We start from the raw sequence: 23,065 nt of genomic DNA, 5'->3' as shown, positions 1-23,065 counted from the left end.
CGATGTGGAGTCCGCCAGTGTAGCAGCGGCGCGCGGCCGCCGCGAGAGCGGCATCCTGGGTCGGGCGCCTAGCGCAATTCGTGCAGGGCGATGCCGGCGAAGCCAGGCCAGGCGCCGAAGTCGGCCTCGAGGCGCGGCAACAGGGCGCGCAGGGCGTCCTTGTCGGCATGGAAGGTGGTGGCCGAGGCGTCGATGTGCCGGGTGCCGGCCAGCGTGTAGGGCAGGGCGCGCGGATGCGCCAGCGGCTGCCGCAACAGCACCAGCACCTGCTGGCCCTCGACCGTGAACAGCAGCATGTCGCCGGCGCTGCCGTCCGGTGCGCGGCGGTAGCGCCGCTGGATCTCGGGCGGGATCGGACCGGCTTCGAGCGCGATGCGCAGCTGCTTGCCGTTGGCCGCCGCCCAGTCGAGGAAGGGCAGTGCGAACGCACGGATCTGGGCCGGATCGGTGCGGTAGTCCATCACCGAGAGCGCGTCGGCGTGGCGCGCCAGGCCGTCCAGCACGGCGCGCCGGCCGCCCCACCAGAACGGCACCACGAATTCGAGCGGCATCGCGCCGGCGGCCGCGCGCAGCGCGGCCAGGGTCGCCAGGTATTCCGCGTCCAGGCGCTCGGCCGGCAGCACGTGCTCGGGCAGCAGGTAGGGTTCGATGTCGAACTGGATCGCCTTCAAACGCGCCGCCGGTTCGGCCGCGGCATTGTAGGCGGCATAGGCGCGCGCGCGTGCGGCCGTGGCGGCGCGCTCGGCCGGCAGCACCATGTGCGGGTCGCCTTCCACCGCGCTGACCCGGATGCCGCGCCGGCCGGCCGTACGCACGAAGGCGGCAAGGGCGTCGGGATCCGCAACCCGGCCGTCCGCCAGCGGCACCACGACGAACAGTTCGCCGATGCGTTCGCGCGCGGCCCAGTCGAGCAGCTCATCGCTGCGCTCGACCCATGCGCTGCGGTCCCAGATCCAGGTGGCGCGCGGCGGCGTGGATGCCGGCGTCTCCGGCTCCAGCACCAGGGAATCCAACACCAGCGCGCCCCCATCGAGAGGACAGGCGACGACGAACTGGCGCCAGCTGCCGCGATCGAGGCCGGCCGGCAGCGCCAGGCCGGCGCCGGACGTGCCGGCGCGCGACTGCGCATCCAGTTGCCCCATCCCGAGGGCCGATTCGCGCGCCGCCAGGGCCGCGTCGGCGGCCTGCCAGCCGAACTGCCCCTGGCCGGAAAAGCGCGCCCGCAGCGTGCCGCGCAGGCGCGGGATGGTCCACGGCCCGGTCAGCAGCACGCCGGCCGGGCGGGTGCCGGGTCGGCATGCGATGCGCAGGCGTCCGTCTTCCAGGCTGGCCTGCACCCGCTCCTCGACGCCATAGGTGCGCAGCGCCATCCCGGCCAGCAGGTTGGTCCGCAACGGCATCGGTGCCGGCGCGGCCGGCGGCGCGGCCCCATGGTCCGGTACCAGGGTCTGTTCGCTGACCCTGAAGCGCCCGTCCTGGTCGGCGCCCTGCAGCAGGATGGTGGTGCTCGGTTTCGCATGGCGTCCCAGCACCTGCAAGGTCTCGACGCTGGCGCCGCCCAGGTCGAGCGAGCGGCAGCCGGCCGGCGCTGCCGCCGTGACGACGAAGCGCAGTTCGGCGCCGTCGGCGGCAAAAGCGGTCGCGGCCGGCTGGCCGGCCGGCGCCCTGGACGCCGGACACAGGTGCAGGGAGGCGGCGTGGGCGGAGGCGCTCATGGACAACAGCAAGAGGAGGAACAGGGGGACGGGCCGGGACATGATGCTCAGTGTAGCGGGGACCGGCGGACGGTCGCGCTCATTTGCCCGCCGGGCCTTGCCGGCCTGGCTCGTCGCCAAGTCCCTTGCGTTTCATCGCACCCCAGGTGGCCTCCTTCTGCATCGCCCAGCGGAACAGGCCGGTCAGGCGCCAGGCCGAATTCAGCTGGCGGTAGCCGAAGTTCTCGACGATCACCACCAATCCCAGCATCAGGAGCTGCTTGCCGCGCGGGTAGATGTGGAAGGACATCTCTTCGAGCAGCAAACCGGAGGCCGACAGCAGGATGCCCATGCCGATCGCGACGAACAGGAAGGCGCCGAAGGCCTGCCAGGAGATCATGCCGGCGAAGAAGGCCCAGACCATGAACACATAGCCGCCCAGCTCCACCAGCGGGCCGAGCCACTCGAACAGCGTCATGAAGGGAAACGCGACCCAGCCCGGCACGCCGCCGTTGCGCGAGAACGGCAGGCCCCAGTTGGCGCTCAGGCTTTCGGCCAGCCCGCGCTGCCAGCGGATGCGCTGGTTCTTCAGTGTGTTGTAGTCTTCCGGGGCCTCGGTCCAGCACACCGGATCGGGCACGAATTCGATGCGGTAGGGCTGGCGTTTTGCGCGCAGCAGGCGATGCATGCGCACCACCAGTTCCATGTCCTCGCCGATGGTGTCGCGGCGGTAGCCGCCCACCTCGACCACGGTGTCCTTGCGGAATACGCCGAAGGCGCCCGAGATGATCAGCATGCCGTTCATCGCCGACCAGCCGAGCCGCCCGAACAGGAAGGCGCGCAGGTACTCGACCACCTGGAACAGGGCCCAGATGTTCGTCGGCAGCCCGACGCTGGTCAGGAAGCCGCCGCTGACGGTGCAGCCGTTGGCCACGCGCACGGTGCCGCCGGCTGCGACCACGGTGGGGTCGCGCAGGAAGGGTTCGGTGACCTTGGCCAGGCTGTCGCGCTGCAGGATCGAGTCGGCATCCACCCCGCACACCAGCGGGTAGCGCGACACGTTGATCGCCGCGTTCAGCGAGTCGGCCTTGCCGCCGTTGAGCTTGTCGATCACGCGCACGTTCGGGTAGCGGGTCGAGCGGTACACGGCGCACACCTCGGCGGTCGGGATCCGGCGCCGGTAGGCCTCGGGGAAGGGCAGCAGGGCGAACTCGCGCTGCAGCACCTCCAGCGTGCGGTCCTTCGAGCCGTCGTTGACGACGATGATCTCGAATTCCGCATAGCTCAGCTGCAGCATCGAGCGGATCGAGGCGGCGATGGTCGCTTCCTCGTTATAGGCCGGCACCAGGATGCTGACCGGCGGCTCCAGGCCGGAGTAGGCGCGCGGCAGGCCGGCGATGAACACTTCCTGCCCCTTGATGCGCAGCGAACGCAGGGCGATCGCGTTCAGCACCAGGTAGCCGCCGTTGAGCGCGATGAAATAGCAGAATACGAACCAGGTGATGAAATCGGTCAGCAACCGGCCCCAGTCGAAATCGTTCATGCAAGCTCCTCGGCCAGCACCTGGTCCAGCATGTCGAGCGCGAAGCGGTCGGTGAGCGAGGCGCGCACCGCTTCCAGGTCGGCGCGCGACAGCAGCGGCAGTTCGCGCAGCGCCTGCGCCGCGCGATAGCGCACCCACCATTGCGGGTCGCCCAGCAGCAGGGTGAGGCGAGCGGCGTCGCTGCGTTCGCCCACCCGGCCGAGCGCGCGCGCGGCCTGCACCCGCACCTGCCAGTCCGCGTGGCCGAGCAGGGCGCGCACGTCGTCGATGGTCTCGGGCGTGCGCACCCCGCGCAGCGCGGCGATCACCACCGCGCCGGACGCACTGCGCAGGGCGCCGGCCAGTACCCCGGCCGGCAGCGTGATGCGCAGGGATTCGGCGATGCGCAGTGCGCGCGGCAGCCGCTCCTGCTCCAATTGCGGCAGCAGGCGCGCCAGCACCTGCGCCACCGGCCCGCTGGCCTGCTGCAGAATGCCGGCCACGTGCGACAGGGCCCAGTCTTCGCGCTCGACGAACAGCGGGGTCAGGTACTCGGCCGCAGCTTCCGGGTCGACCCGCACCAGGGCCCACAGCGCGGTCAGCGACAGCACGCTGTCGGCGGCGCTGGCCAGCGGCAACAGCTGGGGCCAGGCGGCGCGGTCGCCCAGGTGGCCGAGCACCAGGGTGGCCAGCAGGCGCTCGTCGCGGGCGCCGCGCGCCAGCATGCCGCGCGCCAGGGTATCGACGCCGAGCCGGCGCGCGACCTCGTTAAGCGCTTCGCTGGCGGCGCCGCGCAGGGAGCCCTGCAGGTGGGCCCACAGCTGCAGGAAAGGCAGGCGCTCGCGCGCCGCCAGTACCGGGAGATCCGGGCGTTCGCCGACGATGGCCTGGTTCAGCAGCGGGCGCCAGCGTGCGACCGCCCTGGCTGCACGCCGTTCGCGGCGGCGCAGTGCCATGCGCAGCAACACGATCTGCAATGCCAGCAACAGGGTGAGGGCGAGCGCGATCGTCCCGGTCCAGACCGCGACGGTGACGAAACTGGTGCCGGCGCCTGCGGGCAGGGCGCCCGGCGTCATGGGTCCGTCTTCAGGAAACGGCGCACCCGTGCCAGCAGTTCGTTGGGCTGGAAGGGCTTGATGACGAAGTCGTTGGCGCCGGCGTCGAGTGCGCGCACGGTGTCGCGCTCGGTATTCTTGGCGGTGAGCATCAGGATCGGCACGCCGGCCCAGTCGGCGCGTTCGCGCGCCAGCTGCACCAGCTCGAAACCGTCGATATAGGGCAACATGACGTCGAGCAGGACCAGGTCCGGACGCTCCATGGCGTTACGGATGTGCTCGCTTGCAGCGCGGCCGTCGGCCAGGTGCACGACCCGGTAGGACTGGCGCTCGAGCATGAAGCGCAGGACCTGGGCAATGTGGTCGTCGTCCTCGACTACCAGGACGAGCGGCGTGGAAGGGTGGTCGTTGTCCATCGAATTCGCTTGAGATGACGCGGCCGCCAGTATAGCCGAGCGGCACGAGCGCATGACCCGATCGTGGTAAGCCACCCACACTCAGCGGGTCCGGAGCGGGTCGAGCAGGGGACGCAGGTTGTTATGGTCGAGTTCGTACATCAGGGCCAGCAGCTGGCCCAGTTCGCCGCGCGGGAAGCCTTCGCGGGCCAGCCAGCCCAGGTAATGGCCGGGCAGGTCGGCGATCTTGCGACCTTTGTATTTACCGTACGGCATGTCGCGTACGAGCAGCAGGGAGAGGTGGTGGGTGTCCATTGGTACGTCCTATGGAACGCACTTTAGCAAACAATCTCGAAGTTGTAGCATGTCCCGGGGGGAGGTGTTCATTATGGACAAGGAATTCGACCTGGCGCGCTTCGTCCAGGCGCAGGATCCGGTGTACGCGACCGTGCTCGCCGAACTGCGCACCGGCCGCAAGCGCAGCCACTGGATGTGGTTCATCTTTCCGCAGATTGCCGGGCTCGGTCGCAGCGAAATGGCGCAGCGCTACGCGATCGCCAATGGCGACGAAGCGGCGGCCTACCTGGCGCATCCGGTGCTCGGGGCGCGCGTGCGCGAGTGCGCATCGATCGTGGCCGAATCCGAGGGCCTGTCCGCGCACGACATCTTCGGCCACCCGGACGAGCTCAAGTTCCGCTCCTCGATGACCCTGTTTGCCGACGTGGCGCCCGACGAAGCGGTGTTCCAGGCCTGCATCGACAAGTACTTCGACGGCGCGCCGGACGAGGCCACGCTGGCGCGGCTGTAAGCACGCTCGATGCGCGCCGCCGCGCTCGCATGAACGCAGGCATCGCTTGTTAGAAAGCTCTGTTCGCTGCGCAAGCCCTTTTGCCCGAAGCGTTCGCTCGCTTGGTCGCGCAGTCGCGCCGTGATGCGCTTTTGCGATAGTTCGCCTTGTCCGTCCGCGCAGCGCTCTACATTGGTCTGGCGTCGTGCAGGTGCACGAGCACACTAGCGGAGGCAGAGATGCGAACTTTCAAGATCGGAACGATTCCCAAGGCAGCAGGCTTGCTGGCATTGGCGACCGCGGTGGCTGCCGCCAGTGCCGCCGGCAATGACGGCGCCGGCAAGGCCACGCCGGGAGAGCAGGAGCAACACTGGGCCGGCCATGCCGGCAAGGACATCTACGGCATCGTCAACCTCGAGGGCGGATCCTTCGCCTTCATCGGGGACATCAATGCGCGCGGCCAGGCGGCGTTCGAGTACTTCGGCGTCGACGGCGATATCCACGTGGGCTTCTTCAACGGCGAACGCACCATCGACATCTCGCCGCCGGGCAACCAGACCGCGCTCCTCGGCGACCTGAACGACAAAGGCGAGATCGGCTTCGCGGCCAGCATCGCCCAAGCGGGAGGGGGAGGCAGCCCGTTCCGGCCCTACCGCTGGTCGCCGGCGCGCGGCCTGACGCCACTGGCCTACCTGGGCAGCGATGGCCCGACCTTCATCACGGCCATCAACAACCGCTCGGAAATCGTCGGCCGTTCCGCCCTCGCGAACGAGAACGGCGCCTACCGGGCGGTACGCTGGACGGCAGCCAATCGCCTGATTCCGCTGCCGGCTCCCGCGGGCATCGGCCAGACCTTCGCCGCCGACATCAACGACAACAACATCACGGTCGGTTCCGGTGACCGCTCGGAGTTGGTCGAGGACGTGCTGGTCTGGGACGCCGCCGCCCGGCCGACCGATCTGGGCGCCTTCGGCAGCAGCATCGCCTTCGCCACCTACAACAACAACCGCGGCGACATTGCGGGCATGCTCGATACCCTGAGCCCGAACATCAGCGCCTTCCTGTGGAGTCCCGGCAAAGGCGTGGCGCGCATCGGCACCCGCACCATCACGCACCGGCTGAACGAGAATGGCGACGTGGTCGGCCGCAACTATGGCGTCAGCGGCGACCTGCCGCGCGCCTTCCTGTTTTCGCGCGCGCGCGGGCTGGTCGACCTGCATCCGCGCGGGCTGGTCGCCTCCGAGGCCAACGACATCAACGACTACGGCGTGATCGTCGGCCTGGGGCAGCGCAGCCTGGGCGTGAACACCGCCTACCGCTGGACCCGCGGCGCCGGCCCCGTCGACCTGAACACGCGCCTGCTCAATCCGCCGGCGGGCCTGGTGCTGCGGTCGGCGCTCGCCGTCTCGAACAACGGCGACATCCTGGCCGATGCCAATGTCGGGGTGGTGCTGCTGCGCGCCAACGGCGGCGGCACCGATGCGCCGGTGCTGGGGCCGATCCGGCACGGCCAGCCGCGCCTGAACCAGCCCTTCGAGATCACGCTGTCCTTCCGCGACCGCAACCCCGGCGACAGCCATACCGCGACGGTCGACTGGGGCGACGGCAGCGGTCCGCAAACGGCCAGCCTGCGCGAATACCGCGGCAAGGGCGAGCTGCGCGCCACCCACACCTATGCGGTCGAGGGCGACTTCAATGTCGTGGTGCGGGTACGCGACTCGAGCGGCAAGACCACGCAGGTGTTCGAGCAGATCACCATCCGCGAACTCGGCACGCCGACGGTCGGCAGCCTGGGCGTGAAGCAGGCGCAGGCACGGGCGCTGGCGGAGCGCCTGGGCCACGGGCCAATCCGCCTGACCCGCTAGCCAAGGGCTGGCGGACTAGGCGGCGCCGGCCAGGATCGCCTCGAGCCGCTCCATGTCGACCGGCTTGACCAGGTGATGGTCGAAGCCGGCCGCCATGATCTGTTCGCGGTCGCTGTCCTGGCCGTAGCCGGTCACCGCGACCAGCAGCGCGTCGCGCGTGGCCGGCTCGGCGCGCAGCCGGCGCGCCAGTTCCTTGCCGTCCATCTCGGGCAGGCCGATGTCGAGCAGGAATACCTGCGGCCTGGCCTCGTGCGCCCGCGCCAGCGCCGCCCTTGCCCCGTGCTCGACCAGCACTTCGTGGCCGCTCGCTTCCAGCAGCATCGCCAGCATCACGGCGGCATCGACGTTGTCGTCCACCACCAGCACGCGCAGCGCGGCCGGCGCCTGCGCCATCGGCTCGTCGTCCTGCTCGCCCTGCGGCGCGGTGTCGCCCGACAGGCAGGGCAGGCAGGCAAGGAAGCGGCTGCCCTGGCCCAGGCCGGCGCTCTCGCAACCGACCGTGCCGCCATGCAGCTCCACCAGGCTCTTCACCAGCGCCAGGCCCAGTCCCAGCCCGCCCAGCGAGCGGTCGGCGCTGCGCTCGGCCTGGGCGAACAGGTCGAACACGCGCCCGGTCAGTTCGGGCGCCATGCCGATGCCGTTGTCGCTCACTTCGACGCAGGCGCCGCCGTCCTGCGCGCCGGCCCGTACCGCCAGGCAGCCGCCTTCCGGCGTGTACTTGGCGGCGTTGTTGAGGAGGTTGGCGACCACCTGCACCAGGCGCTTCTTGTCGCCGACCACGATGGTGGCCTGGGACGGCAACTCCAGCGCCAGGGTGTGCCGGCGCGCCTGGACCAGCGGCGCGACCTGTTCCACGGCGTCCTGCAGCACGTCGCGCAGGTCGAGCGGCACGCGCTCCAGTTCCACCAGCCCGCGGGTGACGCGCGAGACGTCGAGCAGGTCGTCGATCAGGGCCGTCATGTGGCCGACCTGGCGCGCAATGATCTGGCTGGTGCGCCGCACCAGTGCCTCGTCCAGTTGCATGCGCTGCAGCAGGGCGGCCGCCGCGCTGATCGGCGCGATCGGATTGCGCAGTTCGTGCGCCAGCATGGCCAGGAACTCGTCCTTGCGGCGGTCCGACTCGCGCAGCTTTTCTTCGGCCGCCTTGCGCTCGGTGATGTCGCTGGCCGCGCCGATCCATTCGACCACCCGGCCGTGGGCGTCGCAGATCGGCACCGCGCGCGACAGCGCCCAGCCGTCGCTGCCGTCGATACGGCGTACCCGGTGCTCCAGCTCGAACACCCTGCCGGTGCGGATCGCTTCGCCCACGGCGGCGTGCACGCGCGCCTGCTCGTCGTCGGGGATGTAGTCCTGCAGCCAGAACGAGCGCGGACTGTCGGTGTCCCGCAGGAAGCCGCGGCCGTCGAGCTCGCGCAACTCGGTCCAGTCGGCGTTCATCCGGTACACCACCTGGCCGGCCGTGGTCAGGGCCCGGAACCGGTTCTCGCTCTCGCGCAGGGCGCGCTCGGAGCGGATCTGTTCGGTGACGTCCTTGGTCGTGTGCGAGATGCAGGTGACGGCGCCGTCCGGCCCGAACACCGGTGCGCTGTAGGCGCTCCAGAAGCGCTCTTCGAAGGCGATCGTGCCGTCCGGCCCTTCCAGGGGGATCGGATAGCGCTGCACCGGCAGCAAGTCCGGCGTACCGGTTTCCAGCACCCGCGCGAACGAGGCGCGCAACTCGGCCTCGTTGGTGCTGCTGGCGGGATCGTCCGGGTCGGCGGGGAAGGCGACGAACAGGCTCTTGCCCAGCAGATCCTCGCGCCGGCGCGAGCACGCTTTCAGGAAGGCGTCGTTGACTGCCAGGATGAGCGCCTCGGGTGTCGGCGACAGCAGGTACTTGCCGATCGGCGAACTGTTGAATGCCGACTCGAAGACGGATGGCGGGAGCATGGGTCGAATCTGGTCAGTCCGTAAAGAAACGGCAATTATAAAAGCGAACTGCAAGCCGTGACACATTTCGGCGGGGACAGGCGTGCGTACGGCGCCAGGAAACACCGGGTTGCGTATAATCGCGGTCAGTTTGTCCTTTTATTATCTGAAAGCAATATCATGGCTTCCTCCGACAACATCAGCATGGCGGTGTTCTGCGACTTCGAGAACGTCGCGCTCGGCGTGCGTGACGCCAACTACGAAAAATTCGACATCAAGCCGGTGCTGGAACGCCTGCTGCTCAAGGGCAGCATCGTGGTCAAGAAAGCCTATTGCGACTGGGACCGCTACAAGACCTTCAAGGCCCCGATGCACGAGGCGAACTTCGAACTGATCGAGATCCCGCACGTGCGCCAGTCCGGCAAGAATTCGGCCGACATCCGCCTCGTGGTCGATGCGCTCGACCTGTGCTACACCAAGTCGCATGTCGACACCTTCGTCATCATCTCGGGCGACTCCGACTTTTCGCCGCTGGTATCGAAGCTGCGCGAGAACGCCAAGCGGGTGATCGGCGTGGGCGTCAAGCAGTCCACCTCGGACCTCCTGGTGGCGAACTGCGACGAATTCATCTTCTACGACGACCTGGTGCGCGAAGTGCGCCGCGCCGCCGCCAAGCGCAAGGAAGAACTCGACGCCCGCAAGGCCCAGCCGCAGACCCGTCGCCCGAGCGACGACAAGCGCCGCGAAGAGCTGGAGACGCGCAAGGCGCAGGCGCTCGAGATGGTGGTCGAGACCTTCGACGCCCTGGTGCTGGAGCGCGGCGACACCGGCAAGATCTGGGCTTCGCTGCTGAAGGACACCCTCAAGCGCCGTCGCCCGGACTTCTCGGAGACCTTCTACGGCTTCCGTACCTTCGGCAACCTGCTCGAAGAAGCGCAGGCGCGCGGCCTGTTCGATTTCGGCCGCGACGAAAAATCCGGCACCTATGTCTACCGCAGCGCCGTGGCGCCGGTGGCGATGCCGGCGCCGGAACTGGTGGTGGCGCCGGAAGCGCCGGCCGACGAGGAAGCTGCCGCCGTCCAGGACGGCGAGGAAGCGCCGGTGGCCGAAGCCAGGCCGGAACGCAGCCGCCGCGGCCGTGGCGGACGCGGGGGCAGGGGCCGCGAGGCCGCGCCCGCCGTGTCCGAGCTGAGCGCAGCGGACGCCGCCCTGGCAGCCGAACTGCCGCCGGCCCCGGCGGCCACGGAAGAAGCCGTGCCTGAAGCGCCGCCGGCGGACGAAGCGCGTGAAGCCGCCGCCGCCACCCCGGCGGCGGACATCCCTGCCGAACCGGAACAGGCGCCGGCCCCGGTCAAGGAACGCCGCCGCGCACCGCGCAAGCCGGCCGCCAAGAAAGTCGCCGGCGCGGCCGCGGCCGTCGAGGCGGGGGCCGATCTTCCGGCCCCGACGGTGGTGCCGGACAGCGCTGCGGAGACGCCCGCAATCGCGCCGGAGCCGGCAGCCGCCGCGCCTGACGCCGCGGATGCCGACACAGACGCAGACGCCGACGCCAAGGCGGCGCGCAAGAAGGCGGGCCGTCCGGCCCACAAGGCCCCGGCGCGCAAGGCTGCCCCGCGCGCGCGCCGTCCCGCCAAGCCGAAGACGACACCGGAAAACGGCTGACGGCAAACGGCGGCGCGTGCGACGCGCGCGCGCCGCCCCTGCAATAATGGCATCGTCCGCATGCGCGGACCTGCCGCGGCGCCCGCCCGGCTGTCGCGCCGTGCGAAGGAGCCTGCCATGCGTGTGCCTGCCGCAGTGTTGACTGGGGCTTTGCTGTTGTCCTCCTTGACATCCATGACCGGCGCGCGCGCCGCGCCGCCGGCCGACCATCCGATCCTGGGCATCTGGAAGCTGAGCCTGCCTGACCTGGGCTGCTCGGAAACCTACCGCTTCCGCGCCGACGGCACCACCCTGGTCACCAGCGCCGAAGAAGTGTCCGAAAGCGAATACCGCATCCCCGCCAAGCCCAGCGCCAAGGGCTTCTACCGCCTGGAAGACCGCATCGTCAAGGACAACGGCAAGAAGGATTGCTCGGGCGCCATCATGAAGCCCGGCACCAGGGCCACCAATTTCATCCGCTTCCATCCCTCGGGCGCACTGTTCCTGATGTGCGCGGACGAGAGCATGACTACCTGTATCGGGCCGTTCGAACGGGTGCAGGGCGAGGAAGCCTGAGCCTGCAGGCATAACCCGTACTCATGTGCGATGCCGTTTCCCGGCGTTCCCGGTGACAAGGCTTCAGTGTATATTGCTGGGCGAAACGACAACCGCACTGGATCTTCATGTCTCCGGCACTCCTCTTCGCTATTCTCATCGGCTACTTCGCCCTCCTGCTCGCCGTGGCCTGGGCCACCTCGCGCAACGCCAACAACGACAGCTTCTTCATCGGTAACAAGAGCAGCAACTGGATGCTGGTCGCCTTCGGCATGGTCGGCACCACGCTGTCCGGCGTGACGTTTGTGAGCGTGCCGGGCGCGGTCGGCGTCGACGGTTTCGGCTATGCCCAGATCGTGATCGGCTACGTGATCGGCTACATCGCCGTGGCTTACCTGCTGCTGCCGCTGTACTACCGCCTGCAGCTGACCTCGATCTACCACTACCTCGACGTCCGCCTCGGCCGGCGTGCTTACCAGAGCGGGGCGGGCTTCTTCATCGTGTCGCGCCTGCTCGGCGCCACCGCGCGCCTGTACTTGGTCGTCAATATTCTGCAGGCGATCATCCTCGACAGCCTCGGCGTGCCGTTCTGGCTCAGCACCCTCGTGGTGCTGGCCATGATCCTGCTCTATACCTACAAGGGCGGCGTCAAGACCATTGTCTGGACCGACACCCTGCAGACCAGCGCCATGCTGTTCGGCCTGTTCGCATGCGTCTGGATCCTGCTGGGCGAACTGAACATGTCGGTGCCGGAAAGCCTGAACCAGATGCAGTCGAAAGGCTTGGCCAGGATCTTCACCCACGATCCGGATAGCCCCAACTTCTGGCTCAAGCAGATCATTGCCGGCGCCCTGATCACGATCACGATGACCGGCATGGACCAGGAAATGATGCAGAAGACGATCTCGGTCAAGACCCTGAAGGACTCGCAGAAGAACATGCTGACGCTGACTGCGGTGCTGGTCGTGGTGCTGCTCTCCTTCTTGTTCCTGGGCGGCCTGCTATACCTGTACGCGCCGATCGCGGGCGTCACGGCAAGCGGCGACAAGATCTTCCCGGCCGTGGTGATGGGCCACCTGCCGGCGGCGTTGCAGGTCGTGTTCCTGATCGCGCTGATCTCGGCCCTGTTCCCCAGCGCCGACGGCGCGATCACGGCGCTGACCTCGTCGACCTGCATCGACCTGCTGGGCATCAAGCGCCGTACCGACCTGACGGAAGCGGGCAAGGAGAGCCTGCGCCGCCGCGTCCACCTGGGCTTCTCGGCGCTGTTCCTGTTCCTGGTACTGGGCTTCAAGGCGGCCGACAACCCGAGCATGATCGGGGTGATCCTGAAGCTGGCGGCCTATACCTACGGTCCGCTGCTGGGCCTGTTCGCCTTCGGTATGCTCACGCGCCGCACGCTCACCGACCGCCTGGTGCCGTACATTACGATTGGCGCGCCGATTCTCTGCGCGCTCCTTGAGTACAATCAGGAACACTTGCTCGGTTCTTACCGTCTTGGGCTGGAATTGCTCATGGTAAATGGCATACTCGTGTTTGCCGGCCTGTTCGCCATCTCCCAGAAGGAAAAGGCCGGGGCGGCCGCAGTCACCGTCTAGGACGGCCTGCGCCCATTCAATAGATTGAAGACGGAGTTTCGATGGCTTTCAAACCCCTGAGTGCCCTGCGCCGCGGTGTCGGCATGCTGTGGCGCGCGGTCGACGTATCGCGCCGCACCTTCATGAACCTGCTGTTCCTGCTGCTCGTGATTTTCGTCGTGATGGTCATGTCGTCGGGCGGCGTCAAGCCGATCGGCGCGAAAACCGCCCTGGTGCTGGAGCTGAAGGGCGATCTGGTCGAGCAATACCAGTCGAGCGTCGAGGACACCGTGCTCGACGCCGTGGGTGGCGAGAGCAAGCGCAGCGTGCGCCTGCGCGACCTGCTGACCGTGCTGGACGCCGCCAGCAAGGACAAGAGCATCGACACGGTGGTGCTGCTGCTCGACCAGATGAACGGCGGCGGCCTGGCCCAGTTGCGCGAGATCGGCGCCGGCATCGACCGCGTCAAGGCGGCCGGCAAGCGGGTGGTGGCCTGGGGCGGCATGTACGACCAGAAGCGCTACCTGCTGGCTTCGCACGCCGACGAAGTCTACGTGCACCCGATGGGCATGGTGCTGATCGAAGGCTTCGGTGGGCGCCGCAATTACTACCGCGACGCGCTCGACAAGCTGGGCGTGACCGTCAACCTGATCAAGGTCGGCACCTACAAGAGCTTCGCCGAGCCGTATATCGCCAACGGCCCGTCCGAGGCGGCCCAGGAGGCCGACAGCTTCCTGTACAACGCCCTGTGGCAGGACTACACCGCCCAGGTCGAGAAGAACCGCAAGCTCCCGGCGGGCAGCGTGGCGAAGTGGATCGAGACCCTGCCGCAGCAGATGGAAGCGGCCGGCGGCAGCGCGGCCAAGGTCGCGCAGGGCGCGAGGCTGGTGGACGGCATCAAGACCCAGGACGAGGTCCGCGCCATGCTGGTCAAGCGCGGGGCCTACGACGCGCACATCAAGTCCTTCCGCCAGATCGGCTACCACGACTACCTCGGACGCTACCAGCCCAAGCCGTTCGGCGACGCGGTCGGCGTGATCACCGCCTCCGGCAACATCACCGAAGGCACCAGCGGCCCCAACACGGTCGGCGGCCTCACCACCGCGCGCCTGATCCGCCAGGCGCGCGAGGACGAGAGCATCAAGGCCGTGGTGCTGCGCGTCGATTCCCCCGGCGGCAGCGCCTATGGCTCCGAACTGATCCGGCGCGAGCTCGAACTGACGCGCGCCGCCGGCAAGCCGGTGGTGGTGTCGATGGGCAGCGTGGCTGCCTCCGGCGGCTACTGGATCTCGATGGCGGCCGACGAAGTGATCGCCGACCCGGCCACCATCACCGGTTCGATCGGCGTGTTTACCATCCTGCCGACCGCCGAGAAGATCAGCGACAAGCTGGGCATCCATACGGCCGGCGTCACCACCACCTGGCTGGCCGATGCCTACAACCCGCTGCGGCCGATCGACCCGCGCTTCGCGCAGCTGGTCCAGAGCAGCATCAACCACGTGTACGGCGAGTTCACCGCCAAGGCGGCGGCGGCGCGCAAGACCACGCCGGCGAAGATCGACGAAGTGGGGCAGGGCCGGGTCTGGACCGGCGCCCAGGCCAAGGAACGCGGCCTGGTCGACCGCCTCGGCAGCTACCGCGACGCGCTGGCCTCGGCCGCCAAGCGCGCCAAGCTGGGCGAGGATTACCGCGTGGCCTACGTCGAGCGTCCGGTCAGCCGCATCGAACGCTTCCTGAACCTGATGGGCGCATCGACCGCGCAAGCCATCAACATCCAGGTCAAGCTCGGGCTGATGGACGCTGCGCTGCCCGCCGGCCCGATGACCCAGGTGGCGCAGGACATGGCCTGGCTCAAGGACGTGGCCGACGGCCGCAAGCCGTTTGCCGCGGTCACGCACTGCATGTGCGGCACGCCATGAGGAAAACGCCGGTGCAATGCCCGGCGTAATGTTCGACTTTGTAGCGGTTTTGTAACTGACTGCTACAGCGACAGGACGGGTGCGGAAGCGATTCCGCACCCGTTTTCCGTTTACTTCCCCGCATTGTCGGGCATTGGCGTAAATCGGCGTAAAGGCTGTCCCGCTCATGTAACAGGATGGGGTGCGCAATGTACGTTACGAAACATATCAGTTGGGGTGCACGTGCTAATCTTTTCGGCACATCGTTAGCTAAATAACACTGTCCTTACAATAACAAGGTTGAGCATGGACCCGCATTCGCCACCGAAATCCGCCCTCACGAGCCCACCTCCATCCGCGCAGGCCAAGCGGCGCAAGCGCCTGATCGGCACCGCCATCGCGGTGCTCGCGATGATCGGGCTGGCTGCGCTGGCCTGGTACCTGACCCATCGTCCGGCGGGCGGTGGGGCGGGCGGTCCGCCGGGAGCGGCGGGAGCGGCGGGTGCGCGGGCCCAGGGCGGCGGCGGGCCTGGCGCAGGCGGCGGCCGCGGCGGGCGCGGCGCGCCGGCGACCACGGTGGGCGTGGCGACCGCCGAACAGGCCGACATCCCGCTCCATATCGACGCGCTCGGCACGGTGGTGCCGGCGGCGACGGCCACCGTGCGGCCGCAGGTTTCGGGCGTGGTCCAGAAGATCCTGTTCACCGAAGGGCAGGCGGTCAAGACCGGCCAGGTGCTCGCGACCATCGATCCGCGTCCCTTCGAGATGGCGCTGCTGCAGGCGCGCGGCCAGCGCCAGCGCGACGAGGCGCAGCTCGAGAACGCGCGCCTGCTGCTCGGCCGCTACCGCACCCTGCTGGAGCAGGAATCGATCGCGCGCCAGGAAGTCGATACCCAGGCGGCGCTGGTCAAGCAGCTGGAAGGCACGGTGATGACCGACCGCGCGGCGGAAGGCCTGGCGCAGCTCAATGTCAGCTATACCCAGGTGAAGGCGCCGATCTCGGGCCGCGTGGGCCTGCGCACGGTCGATATCGGCAACCTGGTCAGCACCGGGGACGCCAACGGCGTGGCCGTCATCACCCAGTTGTCGCCGATCGATGTCGAGTTCACCGTCCCGCAGGACCGGGTGCCGGACCTCCAGCAGCGCATCGCGCTGGGCGCCAGCTTGCCGGCCACCGCGCTGGACCGCACCCGTACCGATACCCTCGCCACGGGCAAATTCATCGCGCTCGACAACCAGGTCGACGTCCAGACCGGCACCGTGCGCGCCAAGGCGCGCTTCGCGAATACCGACAACAAGCTGTTCCCGAGCCAGTTCGTGAACCTGCGCCTGGTGCTGGACACCATCGAGAACGCGGTGGTGGTGCCGGTGACGGCGCTGCGCCACGGGGCCAACGGCGACTTCGTGTACGTGCTCAATGCCAAGGACAAGACGGTGTCGCAGCGCGCTGTGACGCGCGGGCAGGCAACGGTGGACAAGGTGCAGATCACGTCCGGACTGAAGCTGGGCGAGCAGGTGATTACCGAAGGTGCGGACCGGCTGCGCGATGGGGCCAAGGTGACCTTGCCGGGTGACCGGCCGCAGGGCGCACGGAACGGCGCTCAGCAAGGGCAGGGCGAGGGACGCCGCCAGCGTCAGGGAGCGCAACAATGATCAAGCTGCGTTGGGCGCGTGGGGGCAAACCAGTCCTCTGGACTGATTTGCCCCGCCCACCCTACGATATCGCGATGACCGTAGGGTGGGCGGCTTTGCCGCCCACGCGTTCAAATCACGCGTGCACCGATGCGACGCAGGGGAGCACCCCATGAGCCCATCCGCCCCTTTCATCCGCCGTCCGGTCGCCACGGCCCTGCTGATGCTGGCCATCGTGCTGGCCGGCCTGGTCGGCTACCGCTTCCTGCCGCTGTCGGCGTTGCCGCAGGTGGACTTCCCGACCATCCAGGTGCAGACCCTGTATCCGGGCGCCAGCCCCGAAGTCATGGCGCGCACCGTCACCGCGCCGCTGGAGCGCCAGTTCGGCCAGATGTCAGGCCTGACCCGCATGAGTTCCACCAGCGCGGCCGGGGTCTCGGTGATCACGCTGCAGTTCGGCCTCGGCCAGACCCTCGACGTGGCCGAGCAGGAAGTGCAGGCGGCGATCAATGCCGGCGGCTCGCTGCTGCCGGCCGACCTGCCGGCGCCGCCCGTCTACGCCAAGGTCAACCCGGCCGATGCCCCGGTGCTGACCCTCGCCATCACGTCCGATACCCTGCCGCTCACCGAAGTCCAGAACCTGGTCAACACGCGCCTGGCCCTGAAGATCAGCCAGGTCTCGGGCGTGGGCCTGGTGACCCTGTCCGGCGGCCAGCGACCGGCGGTGCGGATCCAGGCCGATACCCAGGCGCTGGCTTCCTACGGCCTGGGCCTGGACACCCTGCGCAGCGCCATCACCGCAGCCAATGCCAACAGCGCCAAGGGCAACTTCGACGGCCCCACGCGCTCGTACGCCATCAACGCCAACGACCAGTTGCTGGCCGTCGAGGACTACAGGAACCTGATCGTCTCTTACCGCAACGGCGCCCCGGTGCGCCTGGGGGATGTGGCGCGGGTGGTCGACAGCGCCGAGAACGTGCGCATCGGCGCCTGGGCCAACCTGAAGCCGGCCATCATCCTGAACGTGCAGCGCCAGCCGGGCGCCAACGTGATCGCCACCGTCGACGCCATCAAGGAACGCCTGCCCGAGCTGCAGGCCGGCTTGCCGGGCTCGGTGCGCATGGACGTGCTGAGCGACCGCACCGCCGGCATCCGCGCCTCGGTCGATCATGTGCAGATGGAACTGGTGCTGGCCGTGGTGCTGGTGGTGCTGGTGATCTTCGCCTTCCTGCACAGCCTGCGCGCCACCGTGATCGCCAGCCTGTCGGTGCCGATCTCGCTGATCGGCAGCTTCGGGATCATGTACCTGATGGGCTACAGCCTAAACAACCTGTCGCTGATGGCGCTGACGATTGCCACCGGCTTCGTGGTCGATGACGCCATCGTCATGATCGAGAACATCGCGCGCTACATCGAAGAGGGCGAAAAGCCGATGGCGGCCGCGCTCAAGGGAGCCACCCAGATCGGCTTCACCATCATTTCCCTGACCGTCTCCCTGATCGCGGTCCTGATTCCGCTGCTGTTCATGGGCGACGTGGTCGGCCGCCTGTTCCGCGAATTCGCGGTGACCCTGGCGGTGACGATCCTGATCTCGGCGGTGGTGTCCCTGACCCTGGTGCCGATGATGTCGGCGCGCTGGCTGAAAAGCCATGAAGAGGAGCGCCCGGGCCGCTTCGCACGCAAGAGCCAGGCCTTTTTCGACCGCGTGATCCGGCGCTACGACGTGGCGCTGGGCTGGGTACTGGCGCGCCAGGGCCTGACCCTGCTGGTGGCGCTCGGCACCCTGGTGCTGACCGCGCTGCTGTGGACCTGGATCCCGAAAGGCCTGTTCCCGACCCAGGACACGGGCCAGCTGCAGGCGCGCGTGCAGGCGCGCCAGTCGATCTCGTATGCCGAGATGGCCAGGCTGCAGCAGCTTGCCGCCGCCGAAATCCTGAAGGACCCCGCGGTGGCTTCGCTCAGCTCCTACGTGGGCGTGGATGCGGCCACCAACACCATGCTCAATACCGGCACCATGCTGATCAACCTGAAGCGCGAGGATCGCGAAGACCAGGATGAGGTCATGGCGCGCCTGCGCAGCCGCGTCGCCAACGTGGCCGGCCTCACCCTGTACCTGCAGCCGACCCAGGACCTGACCATCGATGCCGAGAGCGGCCCGACCCAGTACCGCCTGTCGATCGAGGGCGCCGACAGCGCCACCGTGAACGAGTGGGCCAAAAAGCTGGTGGAGAGCATGGCAGGCAAGAAGGAACTGCGCAACGCCACCACCGATGCCGGCGCGGTGGGCAGCGCCGCCTTCATCGACATCGACCGCGATACCGCGTCGCGCCTCAACATCACCGCGGCCTCGATCGACGACGCGCTCTATAGCGCCTTCGGCCAGCGCATCGTGTCGACCATCTTCACCGAGACCAACCAGTATCGCGTGATCCTCGAGGCCCAGCAAGACCAGGCGATGTCGCTGGCAGCCCTGAGCCGCCTGCAGTTGCGCACCGGTTCCGGCCAGCCGACGCCCTTGTCGGCGGTGGCGACCATCCGCGAAGCCCAGGCGCCGCTGCAGATCACCCACGTGGCGCAGTACCCGGCCGCGACCGTCGGCTTCGACACCGCCCCGGGCGTCTCGCTCGGCACCGCCGTCGACGCGATCCGCGCAGCCGGCGCCGAGATCGGGATGCCGAACTCGGTGAGCATGCGCTTTCTCGGCGCCTCGGGGGCCTACCAGGCCTCGCTGTCCAACCAGCTGTGGCTGATCCTGGCCGCGGTGGTCTGCGTGTACATCGTGCTGGGCGTGCTGTACGAGAGCTACGTGCATCCGCTCACCATCCTGTCGACCCTGCCTTCGGCCGGGGTGGGCGCGCTGCTGGCGCTGTGGGTCACCGGACAGGGCCTGGGCGTGATCGGGATCATCGGCATCATCCTCTTGATCGGCATCGTCAAGAAAAACGCGATCATGATGATCGACTTCGCCATCGAGGCCGAGCGCGACGGGGGCAAGGCGCCGCTGGAAGCGATCCGCCAGGCCGCGCTGCTGCGCTTCCGTCCGATCCTGATGACCACCCTGGCGGCGCTGTTCGCGGCGGTCCCGCTGATGCTGGGAACGGGCGAGGGCGCCGAGCTGCGCCGCCCGCTGGGCCTGGCCATCTTCGGCGGCCTGATCGTCAGCCAGCTGCTGACCCTGTTCACCACGCCGGTGATCTACCTGGCCTTCGACCGGCTGGCCCGCAGGAAGTCCGGCAAGGCCCCGCGCAAGCTTGACGAGGTCGGGGCATGAACCTGTCGCGCCCCTTCGTGCAGCGCCCGATCGCGACCGTCCTGCTGACGATCGGGATCGCGCTGGCCGGCATCGCAGCCTTCTTCGTGCTGCCGGTGTCGCCGCTGCCGCAGGTGGACTACCCGACCATTTCGGTATCGGCCTCGCTGCCGGGCGCCAGCCCGGAAACCATGGCCTCGAGCGTGGCCACGCCGCTGGAACGGCGCCTGGGCGTGATCGCCGGCGTCAACGAGATGACCTCGAGCAGCGGCAACGGCTCGACCCGGGTCAGCCTGCAGTTCGACCTGAACCGCAAGATCGACTCGGCCGCGCGCGAAGTGCAGGCAGCCATCAATGCCGCCCGCGCCGACCTGCCGGCCACGCTGCGCAGCAACCCGACCTACCGCAAGGCCAACCCCTCGGACGCGCCGGTGATCATCCTGGCGCTCACCTCGAAGACCCGCTCGCCCGGCCAGATCTACGAGTCGGTCTCGAACCTGGTGCAGCAGCGCCTGGCCCAGGTGAAGGGCGTGGGCGAAGTCGAGATCGGCGGCGGCTCGCTGCCGGCGGTGCGCGTCGAACTGCTGCCCTACGCGCTCAACAAGGTCGGCCTGTCGAGCGAGGACGTGCGCGCCGCGATCCAGGCCACCAACGCCAACCGCCCGAAGGGCGCGATCGAGGGCGGCGGCAACCGCTTCCAGATCTACTCGCAGCCGGCCGGCGGCCAGGGCAACACGCCCGGGCAGGGCCGGCCCCAGGCGGCCGACTACCGCGACCTGGTGGTGGCCTGGCGCGACGGCGCCGCGATCCGCCTGCGCGACGTGGCCGAGGTCATCGACGGCGTCGAGAACGTGAACACGCTGGGCCTGTTCAACGGCGAGCCGGCGGTGATCGTGCTGGTCACGCGCCAGCCGGACGCCAACGTCATCGAGACCGTGGACGGCGTGCGCGCGCTGCTGCCGACCCTGCAGGCCCAGCTGCCTGGCGACGTGACGCTGCAGGTGGCCTCGGACCGCACCAACTCGATCCGCTCCTCACTACATGAGATCGAGTTCACCCTGGTGCTGTCGATCCTCCTGGTCGTGCTGGTGGTCAGCGTGTTCCTGCGCAGCCTGCGCGCCACCATCATCCCGGCGGTGGCCACGGTGGTCTCGCTGCTGGGCACCTTCGGGGTGATGTACCTGCTGGGCTTCAGCCTGAATAACCTGTCGCTGATGGCGCTCACCGTCGCCACCGGCTTCGTGGTGGACGACGCCATCGTGGTGCTGGAGAACACGGCGCGCCACATCGAGTCCGGCATGGACCGCATGAAGGCGGCCTTGCTCGGTGCACGCGAAGTCGGGTTTACGGTGTTGTCGATTTCGTTGTCGCTGGTGGCCGTGTTCATCCCGCTGCTGTTCATGGGCGGGCAGGTGGGCCGCCTGTTCCGCGAGTTCGCCGTGACGCTGTCGGCGGCGGTGCTGATCTCGCTGGTGATCTCGCTGACCACCACGCCGATGATGTGCGCCTGGCTGCTGCGGAAAGAAAGCAAGGAGGACAAGGACAAGAAGCCCGGCCGCCTGGCGCGCTGGTCCGAGAAGGGCTTCGGCAAGGTCTTGCGCAGCTACGGACACGCGCTCGACTGGGCGCTCGACGCAAAGCTGCTGGTGATGATCATCCTGGTGTTCGTGGTCGGCCTGAACGTCTACCTGTTCGCGGCCGCGCCCAAGGGTTTCTTCCCGCAGCAGGACACCGGCCAGCTCAACGGCGGCATCCGCGCCGACCAGAGCATCTCGTTCCAGGCCATGCAGGGCAAGCTGCGCCAGCTGGTCAACATCATCAAGCGCGACCCGGCGGTCGAAACCGTGGTCGCCTTCACCGGCGGCGGGCGCGCGGGCGGTGGCTTCATGTTCATCAACCTCAAGCCGGTCGACCAAAGGGCGCAGGGCGACACCGGCCAGGCCGTGATCGCGCGCCTGCGTCCGAAGCTGGCGCGCGTCACCGGCGTGTCGATCTTCCTGAATCCGGTGCAGGACCTGCGCATGGGCGGCCGTTCCAGCAACTCGACCTACCAGTACACCCTGAAGAGCGACAACGCGGCCGACCTGAAACAGTGGGCCACGCGCCTGGCCGAGGCCATGAAGCGCCAGCCGGCCCTGGTGGACGTCGACACCGACCAGGCCGAGAACGGCGTCGAGACCTTCGTGACCATCGACAAGGACACGGCGGCGCGCCTGGGCATCAATACGCGCGACGTCAACAACGCCCTGTACAACAACTTCGGCCAGCGCCAGGTGGCCAACATCTACGACGAGCTGAACCAGTACCGCGTGATCCTGGGCGTGGCCCAGCGCTACGCGCAGTCGCCGGAAGCCCTGCGCGACGTCTACGTGCCGGCGCGCGCCGGCGCCGGCAGCGGCACGGGCGGCGCCCAAGCCGGCGGCACCCCGTCCGCGCCTGCCAACCTGAGCGCCTCGCGCGATCCCGCCAGCGGCTCGGCGCTGTCGGGCGGCGCCACGACGATGGTGCCCTTGACGGCCATCGCCAGCTTCGCCGAGAGCTCCACCCCGACCTCGGTCAACCACCAGGACGGCGAACTGGCGACCACGGTGTCCTTCAACCTGGCCCAGGGCTACAACCTGGAAGACGGCCAGGCCGCCGTGAAGCAGGCCGAAGCCGAGATCGCGATGCCGGCCAACGTGCGCGGCAGCTTCCAGGGCACGGCGCGCGCCGCCCAGGAATCGAACAAGGAGCAGCCGATGCTGATCCTGGCCGCCATCGTCGTGATCTACATCGTGCTCGGCATCCTGTACGAGAGCCTGGTGCACCCGGTAACCGTGCTGTCCACGCTGCCCTCGGCCGGCGTGGGCGCGGTGCTGGCGCTGCTGCTGTTCGACATGGAGTTCTCGATCATTGCCCTGATCGGGGTCTTCCTGCTCATCGGCATCGTGAAGAAGAACGCGATCCTGATCATCGACTTCGCCCTCGAGGCCGAGCGGGCGCGCGGCCTGAGCGCGGTGGAGGCGGTGCGCGAAGCCTGCATCCTGCGCTTCCGCCCGATCCTGATGACGACCCTGGCGGCCGCCCTGGGGGCGCTGCCGCTGGCGATCGGCTTCGGCGAAGGCTCCGAGCTGCGCCGCCCGCTCGGCATCGCCATCATCGGCGGCCTGGTCGCCAGCCAGCTCCTGACCCTGCTCACCACGCCGGTGGTCTACGTCCTGCTCGACAAGCTGCGCACCAGGAAGCCGGACGAGCACGAGCTGACCCGCCACTTCGACGCCGAAGATCCGGTCCCTGCAAAATGATG

15 protein-coding genes are annotated in these 23,065 nt (G+C 68.6%); 9 read left to right on the top strand and 6 right to left on the bottom strand.

The window, feature by feature from the left end; all coding sequences use genetic code 11:
• Positions 1-68: 68 nt before the first annotated feature.
• The 5 genes from AB3347_RS15540 to AB3347_RS15520 form a co-directional block, all read right to left on the bottom strand.
• Positions 69-1,715, bottom strand: coding sequence for a hypothetical protein (locus tag AB3347_RS15540; RefSeq protein ID WP_369092707.1), 1,647 nt, complete (start codon positions 1,713-1,715; stop codon positions 69-71).
• A gap of 79 nt (positions 1,716-1,794) precedes the next feature.
• Positions 1,795-3,237 (bottom strand): glycosyltransferase family 2 protein, encoded by a 1,443-nt coding sequence (locus AB3347_RS15535; protein ID WP_369092706.1) that lies wholly within the window; start codon positions 3,235-3,237, stop codon positions 1,795-1,797.
• Positions 3,234-4,292, bottom strand: coding sequence for a HEAT repeat domain-containing protein (locus tag AB3347_RS15530; protein ID WP_369092705.1), 1,059 nt, complete (start codon positions 4,290-4,292; stop codon positions 3,234-3,236). The genes AB3347_RS15535 and AB3347_RS15530 overlap by 4 nt, the downstream gene beginning before the upstream one ends.
• Positions 4,289-4,687: a response regulator transcription factor gene (locus tag AB3347_RS15525; RefSeq protein WP_369092704.1), complete on the bottom strand. Its 399-nt coding sequence runs from the start codon at positions 4,685-4,687 to the stop codon at positions 4,289-4,291. The genes AB3347_RS15530 and AB3347_RS15525 overlap by 4 nt, the downstream gene beginning before the upstream one ends.
• An 81-nt stretch (positions 4,688-4,768) precedes the next feature.
• The gene (locus AB3347_RS15520) at positions 4,769-4,981 is read right to left on the bottom strand and encodes a DUF3820 family protein (RefSeq protein ID WP_369092703.1); all 213 of its coding nucleotides are present in this window, start codon (positions 4,979-4,981) and stop codon (positions 4,769-4,771) included.
• A 73-nt stretch (positions 4,982-5,054) separates the two neighbouring features.
• Here AB3347_RS15520 and AB3347_RS15515 point away from each other — a divergent pair, with 73 nt between their 5' ends.
• Together AB3347_RS15515 and AB3347_RS15510 are read left to right on the top strand one after the other, a co-directional pair.
• Positions 5,055-5,474 carry a DUF1810 domain-containing protein gene (locus AB3347_RS15515; protein ID WP_369092702.1) on the top strand — a complete coding sequence of 140 codons (420 nt, stop codon included), beginning with the start codon at positions 5,055-5,057 and terminating at the stop codon, positions 5,472-5,474.
• A gap of 218 nt (positions 5,475-5,692) precedes the next feature.
• Complete coding sequence (locus AB3347_RS15510) at positions 5,693-7,318, top strand: PKD domain-containing protein (protein ID WP_369092701.1); 1,626 nt, start codon at positions 5,693-5,695, stop codon at positions 7,316-7,318.
• Between the two features lie 15 nt (positions 7,319-7,333).
• Here the strand turns inward: AB3347_RS15510 and AB3347_RS15505 are convergent, their stop codons facing one another.
• Positions 7,334-9,247, bottom strand: a complete 1,914-nt coding sequence (locus AB3347_RS15505) for an ATP-binding protein (RefSeq protein WP_369092700.1) — start codon at positions 9,245-9,247, stop codon at positions 7,334-7,336.
• A gap of 159 nt (positions 9,248-9,406) precedes the next feature.
• On the opposite strand from AB3347_RS15505, the gene AB3347_RS15500 reads away from it, so the two are divergent.
• From AB3347_RS15500 to AB3347_RS15470, 7 genes are all read left to right on the top strand, one after another.
• The gene (locus tag AB3347_RS15500) at positions 9,407-10,888 is read left to right on the top strand and encodes an NYN domain-containing protein (RefSeq protein WP_369092699.1); all 1,482 of its coding nucleotides are present in this window, start codon (positions 9,407-9,409) and stop codon (positions 10,886-10,888) included.
• 174 nt (positions 10,889-11,062) lie between these two features.
• On the top strand, positions 11,063-11,443 hold the full coding sequence (locus tag AB3347_RS15495) for a hypothetical protein (protein ID WP_369092698.1): 381 nt from the start codon (positions 11,063-11,065) through the stop codon (positions 11,441-11,443).
• 107 nt (positions 11,444-11,550) lie between these two features.
• A complete protein-coding gene (locus tag AB3347_RS15490) occupies positions 11,551-13,020 on the top strand; it encodes a sodium:solute symporter (protein ID WP_369092697.1) in 1,470 nt (489 codons plus the stop codon).
• Positions 13,021-13,061: 41 nt separating this feature from the next.
• A complete protein-coding gene (sppA, locus tag AB3347_RS15485; protein ID WP_369092696.1) occupies positions 13,062-14,918 on the top strand; it encodes a signal peptide peptidase SppA in 1,857 nt (618 codons plus the stop codon).
• A gap of 285 nt (positions 14,919-15,203) precedes the next feature.
• Positions 15,204-16,550 (top strand): efflux RND transporter periplasmic adaptor subunit, encoded by a 1,347-nt coding sequence (locus AB3347_RS15480; protein WP_369092695.1) that lies wholly within the window; start codon positions 15,204-15,206, stop codon positions 16,548-16,550.
• Between the two features lie 151 nt (positions 16,551-16,701).
• Positions 16,702-19,800, top strand: coding sequence for an efflux RND transporter permease subunit (locus AB3347_RS15475; protein WP_369092694.1), 3,099 nt, complete (start codon positions 16,702-16,704; stop codon positions 19,798-19,800).
• Positions 19,797-23,063 (top strand): efflux RND transporter permease subunit, encoded by a 3,267-nt coding sequence (locus AB3347_RS15470; protein WP_369092693.1) that lies wholly within the window; start codon positions 19,797-19,799, stop codon positions 23,061-23,063. Before AB3347_RS15475 ends, AB3347_RS15470 begins: the two co-directional genes overlap by 4 nt.
• Positions 23,064-23,065 lie beyond the last annotated feature (2 nt).

Source organism: Massilia sp. X63 (assembly GCF_041023745.1).
Taxonomy (GTDB): Bacteria; Pseudomonadota; Gammaproteobacteria; order Burkholderiales; family Burkholderiaceae_D; genus Telluria.
This window is presented reverse-complemented; position numbering and strand designations above follow the sequence as displayed.

Coding starts and splice junctions, on each gene's coding strand:
- AB3347_RS15540 (WP_369092707.1), bottom strand. CDS start 1,715: ATGAGCGCCTCCGCCCACGCCGCCTCCCTGCACCTGTGTCCGGCGTCC.
- AB3347_RS15535 (WP_369092706.1), bottom strand. CDS start 3,237: ATGAACGATTTCGACTGGGGCCGGTTGCTGACCGATTTCATCACCTGG.
- AB3347_RS15530 (WP_369092705.1), bottom strand. CDS start 4,292: ATGACGCCGGGCGCCCTGCCCGCAGGCGCCGGCACCAGTTTCGTCACC.
- AB3347_RS15525 (WP_369092704.1), bottom strand. CDS start 4,687: ATGGACAACGACCACCCTTCCACGCCGCTCGTCCTGGTAGTCGAGGAC.
- AB3347_RS15520 (WP_369092703.1), bottom strand. CDS start 4,981: ATGGACACCCACCACCTCTCCCTGCTGCTCGTACGCGACATGCCGTAC.
- AB3347_RS15515 (WP_369092702.1), top strand. CDS start 5,055: ATGGACAAGGAATTCGACCTGGCGCGCTTCGTCCAGGCGCAGGATCCG.
- AB3347_RS15510 (WP_369092701.1), top strand. CDS start 5,693: ATGCGAACTTTCAAGATCGGAACGATTCCCAAGGCAGCAGGCTTGCTG.
- AB3347_RS15505 (WP_369092700.1), bottom strand. CDS start 9,247: ATGCTCCCGCCATCCGTCTTCGAGTCGGCATTCAACAGTTCGCCGATC.
- AB3347_RS15500 (WP_369092699.1), top strand. CDS start 9,407: ATGGCTTCCTCCGACAACATCAGCATGGCGGTGTTCTGCGACTTCGAG.
- AB3347_RS15495 (WP_369092698.1), top strand. CDS start 11,063: ATGACCGGCGCGCGCGCCGCGCCGCCGGCCGACCATCCGATCCTGGGC.
- AB3347_RS15490 (WP_369092697.1), top strand. CDS start 11,551: ATGTCTCCGGCACTCCTCTTCGCTATTCTCATCGGCTACTTCGCCCTC.
- sppA (WP_369092696.1), top strand. CDS start 13,062: ATGGCTTTCAAACCCCTGAGTGCCCTGCGCCGCGGTGTCGGCATGCTG.
- AB3347_RS15480 (WP_369092695.1), top strand. CDS start 15,204: ATGGACCCGCATTCGCCACCGAAATCCGCCCTCACGAGCCCACCTCCA.
- AB3347_RS15475 (WP_369092694.1), top strand. CDS start 16,702: ATGAGCCCATCCGCCCCTTTCATCCGCCGTCCGGTCGCCACGGCCCTG.
- AB3347_RS15470 (WP_369092693.1), top strand. CDS start 19,797: ATGAACCTGTCGCGCCCCTTCGTGCAGCGCCCGATCGCGACCGTCCTG.